The sequence below is a fragment of the Gramella sp. MT6 genome (assembly GCF_019357415.1).
In the GTDB taxonomy this organism is placed as follows: domain Bacteria; phylum Bacteroidota; class Bacteroidia; order Flavobacteriales; family Flavobacteriaceae; genus Christiangramia.
On the sequence record NZ_CP048410.1, the window covers coordinates 2,295,735 to 2,312,748 of the forward strand.

Annotated in this window: 12 protein-coding genes; 7 read left to right on the top strand and 5 right to left on the bottom strand. The window is 38.5% G+C overall.

The window, feature by feature from the left end; translation table 11 throughout:
- The first annotated feature begins 1 nt into the window (after position 1).
- The 6 genes from G3I01_RS10390 to G3I01_RS10415 all read left to right on the top strand — a co-directional run bounded on the left by G3I01_RS10390 (position 2) and on the right by G3I01_RS10415 (position 9,969).
- On the top strand, positions 2-2,749 hold the full coding sequence (locus tag G3I01_RS10390; protein ID WP_219547576.1) for an aminotransferase class I/II-fold pyridoxal phosphate-dependent enzyme: 2,748 nt from the start codon (positions 2-4) through the stop codon (positions 2,747-2,749).
- 9 nt (positions 2,750-2,758) lie between these two features.
- Positions 2,759-4,438, top strand: a complete 1,680-nt coding sequence (locus G3I01_RS10395; protein ID WP_219547578.1) for a biotin carboxylase — start codon at positions 2,759-2,761, stop codon at positions 4,436-4,438.
- A gap of 108 nt (positions 4,439-4,546) precedes the next feature.
- Positions 4,547-5,785 carry a C45 family peptidase gene (locus G3I01_RS10400; protein ID WP_219547580.1) on the top strand — a complete coding sequence of 413 codons (1,239 nt, stop codon included), beginning with the start codon at positions 4,547-4,549 and terminating at the stop codon, positions 5,783-5,785.
- A 170-nt stretch (positions 5,786-5,955) separates the two neighbouring features.
- Positions 5,956-7,314, top strand: coding sequence for an NAD-dependent succinate-semialdehyde dehydrogenase (locus tag G3I01_RS10405; RefSeq protein WP_219547582.1), 1,359 nt, complete (start codon positions 5,956-5,958; stop codon positions 7,312-7,314).
- 140 nt (positions 7,315-7,454) lie between these two features.
- The gene (gene lpdA, locus G3I01_RS10410; RefSeq protein ID WP_219547584.1) at positions 7,455-8,858 is read left to right on the top strand and encodes a dihydrolipoyl dehydrogenase; all 1,404 of its coding nucleotides are present in this window, start codon (positions 7,455-7,457) and stop codon (positions 8,856-8,858) included.
- A 67-nt stretch (positions 8,859-8,925) separates the two neighbouring features.
- Complete coding sequence (locus tag G3I01_RS10415; RefSeq protein WP_219547586.1) at positions 8,926-9,969, top strand: hypothetical protein; 1,044 nt, start codon at positions 8,926-8,928, stop codon at positions 9,967-9,969.
- On the opposite strand, the gene G3I01_RS10420 is transcribed toward G3I01_RS10415, so the two are convergent.
- Together G3I01_RS10420 and G3I01_RS10425 are read right to left on the bottom strand one after the other, a co-directional pair.
- The gene (locus G3I01_RS10420; protein WP_219547588.1) at positions 9,970-10,683 is read right to left on the bottom strand and encodes a LytTR family DNA-binding domain-containing protein; all 714 of its coding nucleotides are present in this window, start codon (positions 10,681-10,683) and stop codon (positions 9,970-9,972) included.
- Positions 10,673-11,749 (bottom strand): histidine kinase, encoded by a 1,077-nt coding sequence (locus G3I01_RS10425; RefSeq protein ID WP_219547590.1) that lies wholly within the window; start codon positions 11,747-11,749, stop codon positions 10,673-10,675. Before G3I01_RS10425 ends, G3I01_RS10420 begins: the two co-directional genes overlap by 11 nt.
- Positions 11,750-11,962: 213 nt before the next feature.
- Between G3I01_RS10425 and G3I01_RS10430 the strand changes: the two genes are divergently transcribed.
- Positions 11,963-12,403: a hypothetical protein gene (locus tag G3I01_RS10430; RefSeq protein ID WP_219547592.1), complete on the top strand. Its 441-nt coding sequence runs from the start codon at positions 11,963-11,965 to the stop codon at positions 12,401-12,403.
- 112 nt (positions 12,404-12,515) lie between these two features.
- Here G3I01_RS10430 and G3I01_RS10435 read toward each other — a convergent pair whose 3' ends face one another.
- From G3I01_RS10435 to G3I01_RS10445, 3 genes are all read right to left on the bottom strand, one after another.
- The gene (locus G3I01_RS10435; RefSeq protein ID WP_219547594.1) at positions 12,516-14,237 is read right to left on the bottom strand and encodes a hypothetical protein; all 1,722 of its coding nucleotides are present in this window, start codon (positions 14,235-14,237) and stop codon (positions 12,516-12,518) included.
- Between the two features lie 384 nt (positions 14,238-14,621).
- Positions 14,622-15,965, bottom strand: a complete 1,344-nt coding sequence (locus G3I01_RS10440) for a DEAD/DEAH box helicase (RefSeq protein ID WP_219547596.1) — start codon at positions 15,963-15,965, stop codon at positions 14,622-14,624.
- A 72-nt stretch (positions 15,966-16,037) separates the two neighbouring features.
- Positions 16,038-16,916, bottom strand: a complete 879-nt coding sequence (locus G3I01_RS10445; protein ID WP_257710561.1) for an aldose 1-epimerase family protein — start codon at positions 16,914-16,916, stop codon at positions 16,038-16,040.
- Positions 16,917-17,014: the final 98 nt, after the last annotated feature.

The window sequence follows — 17,014 nt, forward strand, 5'->3', positions numbered from 1 at the left end:
TATGGAAGAAAATAAACCGGATAGTTCATATCATTATAATGTAGCCCAACTTCGGCTGGAGTCCTGGAACAATTTAAAGAATGAATCCATAAAACTGGAAAAATGTAACCGCGGCTCTTCAGACGAAAAAAAGCTGCAGAACAATCTTCGTCGTTTATTAAACGAAATGGAGATCATTGAGAGCTATTTTGCATTTCCGGGCATCTTACGTTTGCGAGCACTGAATGAAATGCTGGAAAGGCAGGAACATACTGCCCTTACCAATAAAATAGCTGAAATTACCAAACATCTGGTAAGCGACAGGTACAGGAGCAATCCAGATTTGATGGAAGATGAAGACCAGGGTGTAGAGATCTCTGATAGAGGAGAGCATCCCGATGCTGTTAAAAAAAACTATTTCGAAGTTTTATTTGTAGAGGATATTTCGCTTCAGGAGGAATGTAAACTTAGAAATGACCTTAAAGATCTTAGAGGTTCTAACGAACAGTTCAATTACGGGATTGTGGTGCAACGTTCTTTTGAAGATGCATTGATCGCTTTACACTTTAATTATAATATTCAGGCCGTGGTAGTGCGCTATGCGCCGCCTTATCATTCCAAAAAGTTAACTCCAACCTTAAAGCCTTTTATTCAAAAAGTTTTAAACCTGGATCTTGCTTCAAAACCTTCCTCTGAACTGGGACCGGTTCTGGGAGATCTTGTGAAAAAATTCAGACCAGAACTCGATACTTATTATGTAACAGATACTGCGCTTGGAAAACTTAAGGATACTACCTTAAAAACTTTCAGGAGGATCTTTTACAGGACTGAAGATCTTCAGGAATTACATCTTACCATATTACGCGGAATTAGTGAGCGTTATGAAACCCCATTCTTTTCAGCATTAAAGGAGTACAGTAAAAAACCAACCGGTATATTTCATGCGATGCCTATCTCAAGAGGTAATTCGGTTTTTAAGTCAAGATGGATCAATGATTTCGGTAATTTCTATGGAAGAAATATGTTCCTGGCCGAAACTTCTTCCACAACGGGAGGCCTTGATTCCTTGCTACAGCCAACCGGCTCTTTAAAGAAAGCACAGAAAATGGCCAGCGATGCCTATGGCTCGTTGAATACCTTTTTTGTGACCAATGGAACTTCAACAGCAAACAAGATTGTAGTTCAGGCCCTGGTAAAGCCTGGGGATGTCATCCTGATCGACAGGGACTGCCATAAATCACATCACTATGGACTGGTCCTTTCCGGAGCATATCCTGTTTATCTGGATTCCTATCCTATAGAAGAATATTCAATGTATGGAGCGGTGCCATTGGAACAGATAAAAGAAAAACTCCTTCGTTTGAAAAAGGAAGGAAGACTGGACCTGGTAAAAATGTTATTGCTTACCAACTGTACCTTTGATGGTCTTGTTTACAACGTAGAAAAAGTGATGCAGGAAATTCTGGCGATTAAGCCAGATATGGTCTTTTTATGGGATGAGGCATGGTTCGCTTTTGCAGGCTTCACCTACAATTATAAGCAACGAACAGGAATGTTCGTTGCCAAAAAGCTACATGAAAAATACAATAGCAGTGCTTACAGGGAAGAGTATGAAGAACATATTAAGAACCTTAAGAAAGATGAGATCCCAAGGCTGCCAGAACCTGATAAAGTAAGGATCAGGGTTTATTCAACCCAGAGTACACACAAGACTCTTAGTAGCTTCCGCCAGGGTTCCATGATACATATCTGGGACGAAGATTTCAGGAGAAAGAGTGAAAACACTTTTATGGAGGCTTATATGACGCATACTTCCACCTCACCTAATTATCAAATGTTAGCTTCATTAGATGTTGGCAGAAGACAGGTACAGTTTGAAGGCTATGAGCTTGTGGAAAAAAGTATAGAAATGGCCATGGTGCTTCGTGCAAAAATAAATGACCATCCAAGGCTTAATAAATATTTTGATGTGTTAACCGTGAGTGATTTTATTCCTGCGGAACTCCGAAAATCAGGACTTTCTGAATACTATACCTCGAAGGAGGGCTGGAACAGAATGGAAACTGCCTGGGAGAAGGATGAATTTGTACTGGATCCTACTAAGATCACGCTTCATATTGGACGTACCGGGGTTGACGGTGATACCTTCAAGAACAAATATTTGATGGATAAGTTTAATATCCAGATCAATAAAACCTCAAGGAATACGGTGCTGTTTATGACCAATATAGGTACCACCCGTGGAAGTGTTACTTACCTTACCAATGCGCTGCTCAAGATCGCAGATGAACTGGATAAGGAGTTGCTTTCCCTAAGTTCGAAAGAAAGTAAAATTCGTGAGGAGAAGATCTATTCTTTAACCAAAGATTTCCCCCCATTACCTGATTTTAGTTATTTCCATAATTCCTTTCAGGCAGTGCCGGGAGTACCTGGAGGAAATATCAGGGAGGCCTTTTTTCTGGCCTACAATGAGGAAAATTATGAGTATATGCCATTAGAAGAATGTTTGCCAGCTATGGAAAATGACAGAACCTTAGTAGCATCATCCTTTATTATTCCTTATCCACCCGGATTTCCAGTGCTTGTTCCTGGCCAGGTAGTAAGTAAAGAGATCATTAGGTTTCTAACGGCATTAGATGTTTCAGAAATTCACGGTTATCGTGCCGATCTGGGATTGAGAATTTTTAAGGAAAATGTATTGAACCGGCAAAAAACGGTGACCTCCATGGGAGCGATGGGAAATAATAAAAAGAAGAAATTAATTAAATAAAAAAGCATTATGGATAATAAGAAACCAAAAACAACTAAAGATAAAAAGACCAAACCTGCAATTAAAACAGGTTCAGACAGGACCAAAATTCCTATTCGTGGAAAGTCTGATAATTCTAAAAAGCAAGCTCCTAAAGCCAAACCACAACCTGCTGCGAAAAAATATACAGCCAAGGCAAAACCCGCAGCTTCCAAGGCAAAAGGAAATAAAACAGCTGTAAAAAAAGCTGTTTCGAAGAAATCTGAATTAAATGGAGTTTCAGATATCAGAAGGTCTTTTCATAAAAACGAGGAACCTCTGTATTTTATCAGCGCCACCAATTTCAATCTGTTAGGAGCTGATGAATGGATCAAAGGTTTCAAATTCATCACATATATCGAATGTTTTGACGGTTTGCATCCAAATGTATTTTCTCCAAAACAGGAAATTCCGCATGACGATTTTGAAGGAATAGAAGATATCAACAACTATTTGCTTCAGCATCCTGAAGTGCAGGATTACCTCAAAACAAGATCTGTAGATGGAAGACCTGGAAAAGCAATGTTTCTTATGTTCAATGAAGAAACAGAGCGACTTGCTGATAAACTTGGTTTGGATATCATGTTCCCTAGTGCCGAGATGAGAACCTTCCTTGATAACAAGGTGAATACCAATAGAATTGCCGAAAGGGCAGGAGTTTCTTGCGTTCCTTATGTGCTTTCAAAAGTGAATGATTTTGAACATCTTCAGGAAGTTTCCAAAGAATTAGGTGATAAACTGGTCATACAAACTCCTTTTGGGGATTCTGGACATACTACTTTCTTTATTTCCAACGAGGAAGAATATCAAAAATATGCCGAGGAGATCGAGGCCGAAGATGAGGTAAAGATCATGAAGCGCATTCGTTGTAGAGGTTCTGCAATTGAAGCTTGTGTAACTCGTCATGGGACTATCGTAGCCCCATTAATGACCGAATTGGTGGGCTTTGAAGAACTAACCCCTTATGAAGGTGGTTGGTGTGGTAATGAGATCTATCCAAACGCTTTCACTCCTGAACTAAGACAGAAAGCAATCGAGAATACCCAGTTATTTGGAGATCAGTTACGAAAGGAAGGTTACAAAGGATATTTTGAACTTGATTTTCTAATAGATCAGGATAACGGTGAAATTTACCTGGGTGAACTTAACCCAAGGGTGACCGGAGCGAGTTCCATTACCAACCACGCGGTATTTGCACTTGCAGATGCGCCACTATTCGTTTTTCATATCCTGGAATGGATGGATATTGAATATGATCTGGACATAGCTGCGATCAACAAACGTTGGTCCAATCAGGAAAACCTTGATGGCTGGAGCCAGTTGATTATTAAGCATACTGAAGATACTGTAGAATATGTGACCGGAGCACCAAGATCAGGAATCTGGAGAATGTATGATACCGGTCATATCCAATATGACAGAATGGATACGCACCGTAGAGCCGTAGAAAATGAAAATGAAGCCTTCTTTTTAAGGATTTCCAAAAAAGGAGATTACCTGTATGAAGGTGCAGATATGGGAATTCTGGTAACCAGAGGGCGTATGATGACAGATGATTTTAAACTTAACAACAGGGCTAAACACTGGATCAAAGCGATCCGTTCACAGTATACATCTGAAATGGTAGAGGATAAAAAGAAACCAAACCTGTCTGGAACATTAACTAAATAAGATTTTTATTTAACAGCTAACATAAATAAAAGGAATTACTTTGCTCCACTTGTTTTTAGATAAAAACAAGAGTAAAAACGGGCTTACACAGTTTAATAATAAAAATTTATGCAACTACATTTCAATGCAGTTTCTGAAGACGGTTTACCGGGGAGGAAGTGGCAAAAATTATTTAATACACACTGGTCAGCCTATAAGACCTGGCTACTTTCCAAAGGAAAAGCTTACGAGCCAGATCTAAAAACATCTCAGGCGGCACTTAAAAAATATATGCCAGAAATGTGGCCAACCTATAAACGTCTTTGCAAACTGGCAAAAGCAGACGATGTAGCGGCACGCTTTTTAACCGGTTTTCAGCCACCGGCTTATATAAGTGCCTGCTCCAATGCAGTACTTTCCGGTGAAGAGATACAACTGGTGCGGAATTATGATTATCATCCAGATCTTATGGAAGGCACACAATTGTTGAGTGCCTGGAATGGTAAAAAAGTAATCGCGACCAGTGACTGCCTTATTGGGGTAGTGGATGGTATGAATGAAGATGGCCTCGCCATTTCACTAACTTTCGGAGGTCGAAAAGAAGTTGGGGTAGGTTTTGGAATTCCATTTATCTTGAGGTATGTGCTTGAATTTTCTAGTAATGTAGAGGAGGCGGTTGCAGCCTTGATCCGTATTCCTTCGCATATGTCTTATAATGTTACCATCGTAGATAAAACGGGAGCTTTTAAGACCGTTCGTCTTGCACCAGACAAAGATGCGGTGGTTACTAACGCCGCCTTTACCACTAATCACCAGGGCGCTGTGGACTGGCCAGAGAATGCGGCTTTCAATAAAACGTTGGAACGATCTGCTTTTTTAGAAAAGATCCTGGCGAAAAAAGGGATAAATGCAACTAAAATTGCAGATGCCTTTCTTAAAAAGCCTTTGTATAACACTCAATTCAAAGAAGGCTTCGGAACCTTATTCACTTCAGTTTACCGCCCTCTTGAAGGAGTTGTAGAAATGCGCTGGCCAGGTATAAAGATCAGTCAGTCGTTTCAGGATTTTCAGGAGCAGTACAAATTGATCGAATTTGATCAGCCTTCTATAAGACCTGAGAAAGTTTCAGCCGATAATCCTATGTACATTCCAGACTCATTATTGAATAATCAGGATGAGGTGAATTGGCAGGAAACGGTCACTGCTGCAATTGCGAATGCTATGGCAACGGCGAATCCAGATTTAGATAAAGAGGAGCTGAAAAATCTTCAGGGAGAATTAATTCATCGCGGAGAGGTATCCTGGGAGGTTCTGGCCGATTTCTGGTCCAGGGTTGGAACAGACTATGGCCGCAGATGGTATAATTAGAGTTTCAATGATCTCATAGATTTTATTTAAACTGCATATATTTTTTACTGCAGTAATACTTTATTGATCAAATCCAGGTTTTGGGGATTCGATGTAGAAGATAAATAGAGCGAAGTATTTTTCAATTCAGATAAGGTTCAATAGCAAGCCTTCAAATACCACATAAACAAATGGAATTTAATAGTGTTAACCCATATAATGGAGATCAGGTAGGTAAATATATTGCACTTACGAGTGATGAGCTGGATGAAGCATTGAACAGAACATCTGAAGCCTTTAAAACCTGGCATAATAAACCTATATCTTATCGTACAGGTTTGATCAAAAAAGCAGGACAGGTACTTCGTGATAATCTTGAGGAATATGCTCAAATAATCACTTCTGAAATGGGAAAACCAATTTCAGAATCACGGGCTGAAGTGAATAAATGTGCCTGGGTTTGCGATTACTATGCAGAAAATGCAGAAACTTTTCTTTCTCCCGAAATCATAAAAACCGATGCTACTCAGAGTTTTGTAAGACATGATCCCATAGGGGCTATCTTTGCTATTATGCCATGGAATTTTCCCTTCTGGCAGGTATTCAGGTTTGCAGCACCAACTTTAACCGCCGGGAATACTGGATTATTGAAACATGCACCAAACGTTTTTGGTTGTGCGGTGAAAATTGAAGAAGTTTTTACGAGAGCGGGATTTCCTGAAGGCGTATTTCAGAATTTGATAGTTCACCACGATCAAACGGAAAAGATCATAGCACATGATGCTGTAAAGGCAGTTACGCTTACGGGAAGTGAGATGGCGGGATCTGCTGTTGCTCAAATAGCCGGGAAATATATTAAAAAAAGTTTGCTGGAACTGGGAGGCAACAACTCCTTTATTGTATTGGAAGATGCTGATATAGATCTTGCGGTAAAGACTGCGGTTTCTGCACGGATGCTTAATTGCGGACAAAGTTGTATTGCGGCAAAACGTTTTATTATGGTTGAATCTATATATGATGAGTTCGTATCTAAATTTACCGATGCCGTAAAGAAACTGAAAACAGGAGATACAAAAGATGGCGCTACCCAGGTTGGTCCTCTTGCAAGAAAGGATCTGGCAGATCAACTTAACCGTCAGGTAAAAGAGTCTGTTTCGCAAGGAGCAAAGTTGCTTGTGGGAGGAAAACAGGATAAGTGTTTTCATGAACCTACGATCCTGGGAAATGTAAAACCTGGAATCACCGCTTTTGAAGAAGAAACCTTCGGGCCTTTAGCTGCGATAATTAAAGCTAAAGATGTAGACGAAGCTTTCGAATTATCTGAAAAGTCAAAATTTGGACTTGGGGTTAGTGTTTTTACAAAAGACACTGCAAAAGCTGTGGAATATGCTTCCCGGGTTTCTGACGGAGCCTTTTTTGTAAATGAATTGGTGAAGTCTGATCCCAGATTACCATTTGGAGGTACAAAACGATCTGGTTACGGACGTGAACTGGCAAAAGATGGAATGATGGAATTTGTGAATAGAAAGGTAGTTTATGTCAAAGCTTAAAAGCTGGAAGTTTAGTGTTAAACTAAATTATTATTTCAGAAATAATACCTCCAAGGGAACTCAGAACTTAATATTGGTCATTGTAGAGAATAGTCGTATTTTTACCGTCAATTTGTAAAAAATCAGTAAAACAGACAATTATGAGTACATATGATGTTGCAGTTATAGGATCAGGACCCGGTGGATATGTAGCCGCCATTCGTTGCGCCCAACTAGGTTTGAAAACTGCAATCATAGAGAAATATTCCACTCTTGGTGGAACCTGTCTTAATGTGGGATGTATCCCAAGTAAGGCACTTTTAGATTCTTCTCATCATTTTCATGATGCGATCACGCATTTTGAAGAGCACGGAATTGAAATTCCTGGTGAAGTAAAACTGAATCTTGAAAAAATGATGGAACGTAAATCTTCTGTGGTAAGTCAGACTTGCGACGGGGTGAAGTTCCTTATGGATAAGAACAAGATCGATGTAATTGAAGGTGTCGGTTCTTTCAAGGATAAGACTCACATCAATATTGAAAAAGATGGTGAGACAAAAACGATCGAAGCGAAAAAAACAATTATCGCAACCGGTTCCAAGCCTGCAAATCTTCCGTTCATTGAACTTGATAAGGAGCGAGTGATCACTTCTACAGAGGCTTTAACGCTGAAGGAAGTTCCAAAACACATGATCGTAATTGGTGGTGGAGTTATTGGCCTTGAACTTGGTCAGGTATATCGTCGCCTTGGTGCTGAAGTTACTGTGGTGGAATTCCTTGACAGGATTATCCCAACTATGGATAGCGCACTTTCTAAAGAACTTCAGAAAGTTTTGAAAAAACAGGGAGTTAAATTCCATACCAGTACTAAGGTAAAGTCAGTTGAGAGAAAAGGAGATGAGATCATCATCAAAGCTGATGATAAGAAGGATAAAGAAATCGAACTAAAAGGTGATTACTGCCTGGTTTCAGTAGGTCGTCGTCCTTACACTGATGGATTGAATGCAGATGCTGCCGGAGTCGAGCTTGATGATAAAGGAAGAGTAAAAGTGAACGACCATCTTCAAACGAACGTAGAGAATATCTATGCGATCGGGGATGTGGTTCGTGGAGCTATGCTTGCTCATAAAGCTGAAGAAGAAGGAACCATGGTGGCAGAATTGATCGCAGGTCAAAAACCTCATATCGATTATAATCTTATTCCTAATGTGGTTTATACATGGCCCGAAGTTGCTTCGGTTGGGAAAACTGAAGAGCAATTGAAGGAAGAAGGAGTAAAATATAAGGAAGGTAAATTCCCAATGCGTGCACTTGGCCGTTCCAGAGCTAGTGGTGACATTGACGGATTGATCAAAATTCTTGCAGATGAAAAGACCGATGAGGTTCTTGGAGTTCATATGATTGGAGCCAGAACAGCAGATCTTATTGCTGAAGCGGTGACTGCGATGGAATTCAGAGCATCTGCCGAAGATATTTCAAGAATGAGCCATGCTCACCCAACTTATGCTGAAGCAGTTAAAGAAGCTGCCCTTGCAGCAACAGAGAACAGACCGCTGCATATCTAATTAAGATAGGAATAGAAACTTTTTTATACCCGGACGTTAATTCGTCCGGGTTTTTTTATATTCGAAAATGACCAAATTTATACCTCTATTTATCCTGCTTTTTTTCATTTGTCAATTTACTTCCGGACAATTATCCAAGGAGGAGATTCAACAGGGATATGATTATTATAATTCGAAAGAAGTTCATACATTATTGAATAAAAATCTTTCTTCCCATTCACTGGATCCTCACAAGATCGAAAATGTTTGCTTTTGGATTAATACAGATTCAATTTTCAAAAACTTTCGTTCACTTAAAAGAGAATATAAAAAATTAGATTCTGTTTTTAGTTTGAATCAAAAGGAAAGCCTTGATAAAAAATTCAGGAATTTGGAAAGTTTGAGTTTAGAGAAGGATAGATTAAAGAAAGTATATAAAGTTCGTGATTCCAGTTATAACAAACAATCCTTCCCCGTGATCCAGAAATCTAAAGACGGTAGTTTGTACTCGTTTATTTATGAGGAAGTTGGGTTTTCCAGGTCATTTGGTAGATTGAAAATAGAAAAAAAAGTAAAAGGTGATTGGGAGATCATTGGGACGGTTCTTGTTCCGCGGTATGATCGGAAGGAGTTAAGGAGAGAGCTGGTGATCCTGCCTGAAGAATATCAGGCTATAAATAGTTATCTGACTGGGAAAGACGATTTCGTTCTTGGGCAATATATTCCTTTCGAAATATATTTAGAAAATTATGATGGGCTGGAAAAATTTGAAAAATGGGAGGAAGTTGGTGTATCAGAAATAAGGTTAAAAGATCATTTTCAAGAAGAAGATTTAAGGAACATGGTTAGGCATTTTAAACAGGCAAGTTCAGAAGAGATAAAAAAATCCTGGTTGTTAGGAGATCTGGAGCTTACCCCAAAAGCAGGTTATTCGGGTGATCTGGACGAAAAGTATCTTTATAGTTTTAGTAAGCCATATGTTTTTGTTTCTAGTCTTACCTGTGATACCTATGCGGTCTTTTATGTTTCTAAATACGGAGGTCCGCTAAACGGTAGTGGTAATATTGTGATAATGCGTAAAGTTGATGGTATGTTCGAAATTTCTATTTCTCATATGCTTTGGATAAGCTAATTATTGAAATTTCTCCAGTATTTTCAGAACCTGGTCCTTATAACTTCGGCTAATTGGGATGGATTTATTTTGGATGATCACCTCTTCATTAGAATAAGATTCAATTTTATCTATGGCGATAATAAAAGAGCGATGGATCCTCATGAATTTTGATCCGGGTAATTTTGATTCTATACTGGAGATTGTTTCTCTGGTTACTTTTGTGCCTTCAGTAGTTTCAATTTTAAGGTAATCGCTAAGGCTTTCTATCCACATGATCTTATCAAAGTCCAGTTTATGCATTTTTCGATCGATCTTTATAAAAATGAAGTTTGCTGCTTTATTTTCCTGGCTCTCTTCACTTTTAGAAGGTGAATGCACCTGTTGAAAATTATTCACTGCATCCAGAATTCTTTCAAAAGAAATAGGTTTTAAAAGGTAGTCTACTGCGTGAAGATCAAAACCTTCGATGGCGTATTCCCGGTATGCGGTAGTGAAAATAATTTTGATCTCCTTGTTAATGGATTTAGCGAATGAGATCCCCGAAATTCCTGGCATATTAATATCCAGAAAAATCAGGTCGATGGTGTTAGAATTGATCATATTAAACGCCTCCGTGGCATTTTTGCAACGTCCAATAACTTCAATATGGTCGATCTTTGAAAGGTGATTTTCCAGGATATCCAAAGCCACCGGCTCGTCATCGACTATGATACATTTTATCTTACGCGACATTCACAGGATCTTTTAAATTACATAGCTTAAGATCAACTTTAAAACGGTATTCAGTATTCTCGATCTTAAGTTCATGATTTTCGGGATATAAAATATCAAGTCGTCTTTTAATATTTTGCAAGCCAATGCCATCGGATCCTTCTCCCATATTCGAGGATTTTGAATTCGATATCTCAAATTCCAAGTGGCCATCATGAATTTTAAGTTTTATGTGAATTTGAAGTTCACCCCGGCTATCTCTGCCATGTTTAAAACTGTTTTCAACAAATGGAAGTAGCAGCATTGGAGCGATCTCCATATCTGGAGGAATAAGATCACATTCAAAATCTATTTTTAAAGTATCCCGAAAGCGTTTCTTCTCAAGATCAATATAATTCTTAATATGATTGATCTCATCCTCAAGCTTAACCAGTGGTTTTTTGGTCTGGTAGAGTATATAATCCAGAAGTTCTGAAAGCTGTAGTATCATTTCAGAAGTTTGAATGTGATTGGAAAGGCTAAGCCCGTAAATAGTGTTTAGCGTATTAAAAAGAAAATGTGGATGTATCTGCATTTTCAAATACTGAAGTTCCTGATCTTTCAGTTTGAGCTGAGCTTCCAAAATGCGGTTTTTTAGTTCTTCATTTTTTGCGGCTGCGGAATAATTATATTTCAGAAGGCTAAAAGCAGAAGCGATCGCGACTACAAGATAGACACTGATCAAGATATAAATAAGGCTTTTGGTTAGCGGAAAGTTTTCCTGATAACCATATCCTATAGTCAAAAATATTCCGTAGAAAGCTGAGATGGTGATATAGGATGCCGAAATTAAGAAAGCTGCTAGTGTGTATAATGTAAAAGACAGGTATCTCTTTGAAATTAGATAATTAGGTATCAATCTATAGATAAATACATAGGTAGTCCCGATGGTAACCGGCAGGAAGAAAGCTGAAAATATAATGATGGTTTTAAAACTTGCACCTTCAAAGCCGAAGAAAAAGGTGAAAAATAAAAGAACCACAAGCCAGAACAGACTATGTAATAATATTCTCTTTCCTAATTCAATAAATGCTCCTGCGATTTTCATTAATAGATAAAAATGTGACTTAAATGTGAAAGGAGAAAATTTTTGCGACAAATTACCACTTTAGAAGGCTGGATTACATAACTAAAAAGTTTTCAGATCAAAAAAGCATGAAACCTGTAGAAAAGGAGCTTAAGTCTGCAATTCATCTCAAAAGGAAAAAGTTCATGTCTTTTTCTTCTAAATTTGAAACTATCAATTAAAAAATGATACAGTATGATCACCATAAGCATTATGATTTTACAGGAACAAGGTTTTTTCGAGCAGTTATTTGCAAGGATCAATGAAGGCGGTCCCCTGGCAATGAGCCTGATCCTAATTTCCTTTCTACTGGTTCTGTTTTTGACGGTGCGTGCAGCCATGAAACTTAGTGCGCCAACTCACATCTTTAAAAAATCAATTCTGTTGATCAATCAGCTAGGATTGCTGGCTCTGGTCATAGGCTTATTTGCACAGTTCATTGGGCTAATTCAAATCTTTGATGCTTTTGAAGCTCTAGGGGATATAAACCCCACTTTATTCGCCGGAGGTTTAAAAGTAACATTGCTGGCCCCTTTATTTGGAGGGTTTACCTTTTTAATTGGCAGAATGGCCACTTTTATTTTGAACTGGATAAGAGATGCAGAATTAGATAAAGTTTCATCGATCAAAAATTGATCAGTGGAGAAGATGATAGCTGAAAATTATGGAGTTTCGGCTTCTAAACTGAATTTGCTGAGATCCTGAAACAAGTTCAGGATGACGTTTAATCTGTTTTTCGAATGCCTTTTTATTTAATCCTGGATGAGTTTATTTCGATATCTGCTCCTTTCCAGCTTTGCTTTATTTGCTGATCCATCTTTTGAACATTGGCATCATCGTTCAGATTTTCATAAGCGAGGCGCATTCCATGCTGGGCCCAGCCATTTTTTGGCAGTTTTTTCAGGTCCTGCTCATAGGTAGCAATGGCATCCTTAAAATTCCCGGCTTCAATTTGTACTGCTCCTAAGTGGTGCCTTACTGAAAAGAACCAGTCCGGCGGTTCATCATAATTCAGGGAATCCTCGATCTCTACAGCTTCTTTTAATAGGGCGATACTTTCGTCATATTTACCTTCATTGGCCAGGATCTCTCCTTTCAATACTTTTTCAGCAATTTGCATTAATGTAGAAACCGAATTGATATCCCAAACGGTAATTTCTTCAAGACTTTTATCATCAGCCAGTTTTTCAAGTTCTTTAAGCTGTTTCCTGGCAGATTTAAGATCATTATTTGCCATATAAGCCATGCCCTGGGCATAATGTTTTACAGCCTTTAAATAAGAAAGATCATAGGTGTTGAATTCAGAATTGATAAGCTCATCCCAACGGCCTAGTTTTACCTGAACATATAATGGAATGGAATAATAATGTTGTAAAGTTCCCCAGCCTGGTTCGGTCATTACTTCAGGATGCACATTTTCAGAAAGCTTATTCGCACCAATAATAGCCCATTCACTGTTTCCTTCCAGGGTTGCAGTTGCAGCAAGAAAATGATAGTTATGAGGATAAAGTGTAAGAGGATACGCGCCCTGAGCATGACATTTGGTAACATACGTGCTGTCTGCCTGTACTGCTTTAATATTTGCTAGTGTTCCCTTGTGATATTCCCCCGTTCTAATGTAAACATGAGATGGCATATGAACCAGGTGTCCAGCTCCTGAAACTAGTCCGTCGTCGAGAACTTTAGCAGAAGCATTAGCTCTTTCAGGTGTGTTAGAGGCTTCTACCGCATGAATATAGAAATGGTTGGCCCCGGGATGCTCTGGGTTTTCCTTTAAAATATTTTCTAACAGACCAACAATTTCTGGGGTCCATTCTTTTGGTTTTCCCTGTTTGTCAAAAAGATCCCACGGATGTAGATCCATTAATGATTCTGCATAAATTGCTGCAATGTTTTCATCCTTCGGATATTTATCATGAAGTTTTTTCATGGCCTCACTGTAAGCTATATCCAGATCGCTTCTGTCTTCAACAGGCTCTTTAACATAGCGCTTAGCCATGGCATTGATAAGGTCTGTTTCTTTTTCTGAATCTGAGCCTAAATCTTTCGCTTTTTGAATAGCATCATAAGCTCTTTCATAATTATCATCGTCCATCCCTGCGTTGTAGTTCGGGCCAAGCACATACGCGAAACCCCAATAACACATGGCACATTCAGGATCCAGTTTCGTTGCGTAGTAAAATGATCTGGCTGCTTCTCCATGGTTGAAACCATAAGCCAGAACCAATCCCTGATTAAAATACTTCTGAGCTTCGGGATTTTCAGTTTCAATAGGATAATCTACGGCATCAAGGCCTTCAAAAAGAGGTGCTTTATTGTCACTTTTATACCATTCTTTATCGTTGAGGGCCGGGGCACAGCCGTATTTACTTTGTGCAGTTTCTTTAACACTGATCACTTCCGGTTCCTTGTCTGAATTTTTACAGGAAAAAATAATGAACAGCAGAGAGAGGAAAAATTTAGCTTTCATGATGTTTAGTTTTGGTCAGGTAAAAACCGGGGAGAGAATTATACCTATAAATTTAATCATTTAGATTGAAAAAAATATCCGTTTTGCATTAGAACAATCACTACATTTAACTGTTAATTCTAATAATAGAAATCATGTCTAAAGAAAAATCACCTTCGAAGAATTCCGCTAAAAAAGAGCCGGTATTAAGCTTGAAAGAGAAGCGTGCAGCGAAAGCAGCAAAGAAGAAAAATAGAAGTTAGTAAATTCAATATCCATTTAATTTAATGGAAGCGTCATCCTGAACTTGTTTCGGGATCTCATGAGAAGCTGAATTTCCCGAAACTTCGGGACAGTTTGACGTAAAAGCAAAAGGAGCGCTATAGCGCTCCTTTTTATATTTCTTTACTTTTTCCTTCTTCGGTTGGCGTTCTTGTCGCCACGCGTTTTAGGTTTCTTATATTTTTTTGCTATTTCTCTTCGGTAAGATCCTCCAAGATTTACCTTTTTATTTTTTTCCTTTTTTTCATGAAAAGCAGGTCCGGCTTCCACAGAATCTGAATGAGGATTATTGATCTCTATTGCTCTTGGTTTTTCTTCATCAATAAGTTCATCCGAAATAACTACGTTCTCTGGAATTTTATGTTCAGGGATTTCCATCCCCATGAGCCTTTCGATCTTATCAAAATTCTCCTCGTCTTTTTCGGACTTAAAAATTATAGCAACACCTTTTTTCTCTGCACGGCCGGTTCTACCAATCCGGTGCATATAATTTTCCGGATAATTTGGGGTGTCCAGATTTATAACGTGCGAAACATTTTCGATATCCAGACCACGTGCCATTACATCTGTAGCGATCATTATACGCGTGCGTCCCTCAGCAAATTCAGCAACACTATTCAGCCGGCTATTCTGGCTTTTGCCAGTGTGTACCACACTAATATCCCTGGTGAAAATATCGTCCAGTTTTTCAAAAAGCTTATCTGCAAACCTTTTATCACTGGTAAAAATTAGAACCTTTCTATATTCATCTTCATCCTGGAAAAGCTCAATCATAAGATTAGCTTTGGTATTGAAGTTCTCGATCTTATAGGCACGTTGTTCGATATTTTCCAGTGGTGTGCCACTAACGGCAACAGATATCTTTTCTGGAGCCTTGAAATTAGCATCGATCATTTCTTCCACCGTTTCGGTCATGGTCGCTGAAAACATGATGCTTTGTCTGTTTGGAGGAAGTAATTCCAGGATGTTGTTCACCTGGAATTTAAATCCAAGGTCCAGCATTACATCTACTTCATCTATCACGAATTTCTGGATAGATTTCAGTTGAACAGCTCTTCTTAAAACCAGGTCATAAAGTCTTCTGGGAGTTGCCACAAGAATGTCCTGTCCCTGCATTAGATCCTGGTGTTGGGTATTGATATTTACTCCACCGTAGACTCCAGAAATCCGAACATTGATATACTTGGCAACTTTTTCTATTTCTTCCACCACCTGTACTACCAGTTCCCTGGTAGGAACCAGGATTAAAATACGCGGATTCTTTTGTTCCGAATATTTAAGCATTCTTAAAAGAGGAAGTAAGTATGCGAATGTCTTTCCGGTACCGGTTTGCGCTATTCCAACCACATCTCTTCCAGACATGATAGATGAAAATGCCTGTTCCTGGATAGGAGTTGGAGTCTGGAAATTCAGATCTTCCAGAGCATTGCGTAACGGTGTATTTAAATTTAAATCCTGAAAACTCAAAGTGCGTGGTTTAATTTCGTGCAAAGGTACGTCATGAAGCCCAAAGTTTTACCTGCTTTTCTGAAGTAAAACTCAGGCAATGTTTATAGTGTAGTTTGCATTGAATTCATTTTCTGCTGCAAGTCTCACTATTCCTTCCTTATTCTTTAGATCCTGATCGGTTCCTTCAACATCTGCAATCCCCAGCCAGGGTTCAATACAAACGTAAGGAGCACCTGGCTTTGCCCAGATTCCCAGATTTTTAAAATCTTTATAGGCAACAGAAAGTATCTTTCCATTTTTAGCACTGATAAGATCAACATGTTTAGACTTGATATTCTTAAATATCAGGGCATCATTATCAAAAATATGTTCCGTCAGCTGGATCTTTTGATCATTTCTCAGAACACTTTTAGTTTTTGAACTTACCAAACCATCTTCATTAAGAAGATAAGTGTCCAGGTCCATTTTTCTATCGAATTCTAGTGAATAGTCTTCGATCTTCTCATTTTCAAAATGCAGAATATTAAAGGCCGGATGTCCGCCTAAAGAGAAATAAATAGGTTTTTCGTCAAGGTTTATAATATGATGCTCTACTTCCAGAGATTTTCGATTTAGGGTAAAAGCTATCCTGAAATCAAATTTGAAAGGATACATTTCCAGGGTTTCTTGAGAATATAGTAATTCAAAAACCAGCTGGTGTTCAGATCTTTCCTTGAGCCTTATCTTTTCGTTATGCCTTATAAAACCATGTTTCGGTACACTATATTCTTTTCCTTCGTACTTATAAGCTCCATCTTTGATGACGCCGATAATAGGGAAAAGGTTAGGTGCGTGGCTTTCCCAGATATTAGGTTCTGCCTGCCAGATATATTCTTTTTCATTTTCTTTATTCTGAATACTGCAAAGTTCAGCACCGGTTTCCTGTACAGATATTTTCAGGAATTCGTTCTCAATAGAATGTTTTTTCAAAATGGCTGATTTTGGATTAAAGTTACAAAACCGGAGAGTGTAAGAAAAGCATATTATTATGACTTATAAATTTTAGGTATTTTTAGCTAAAAATTGAC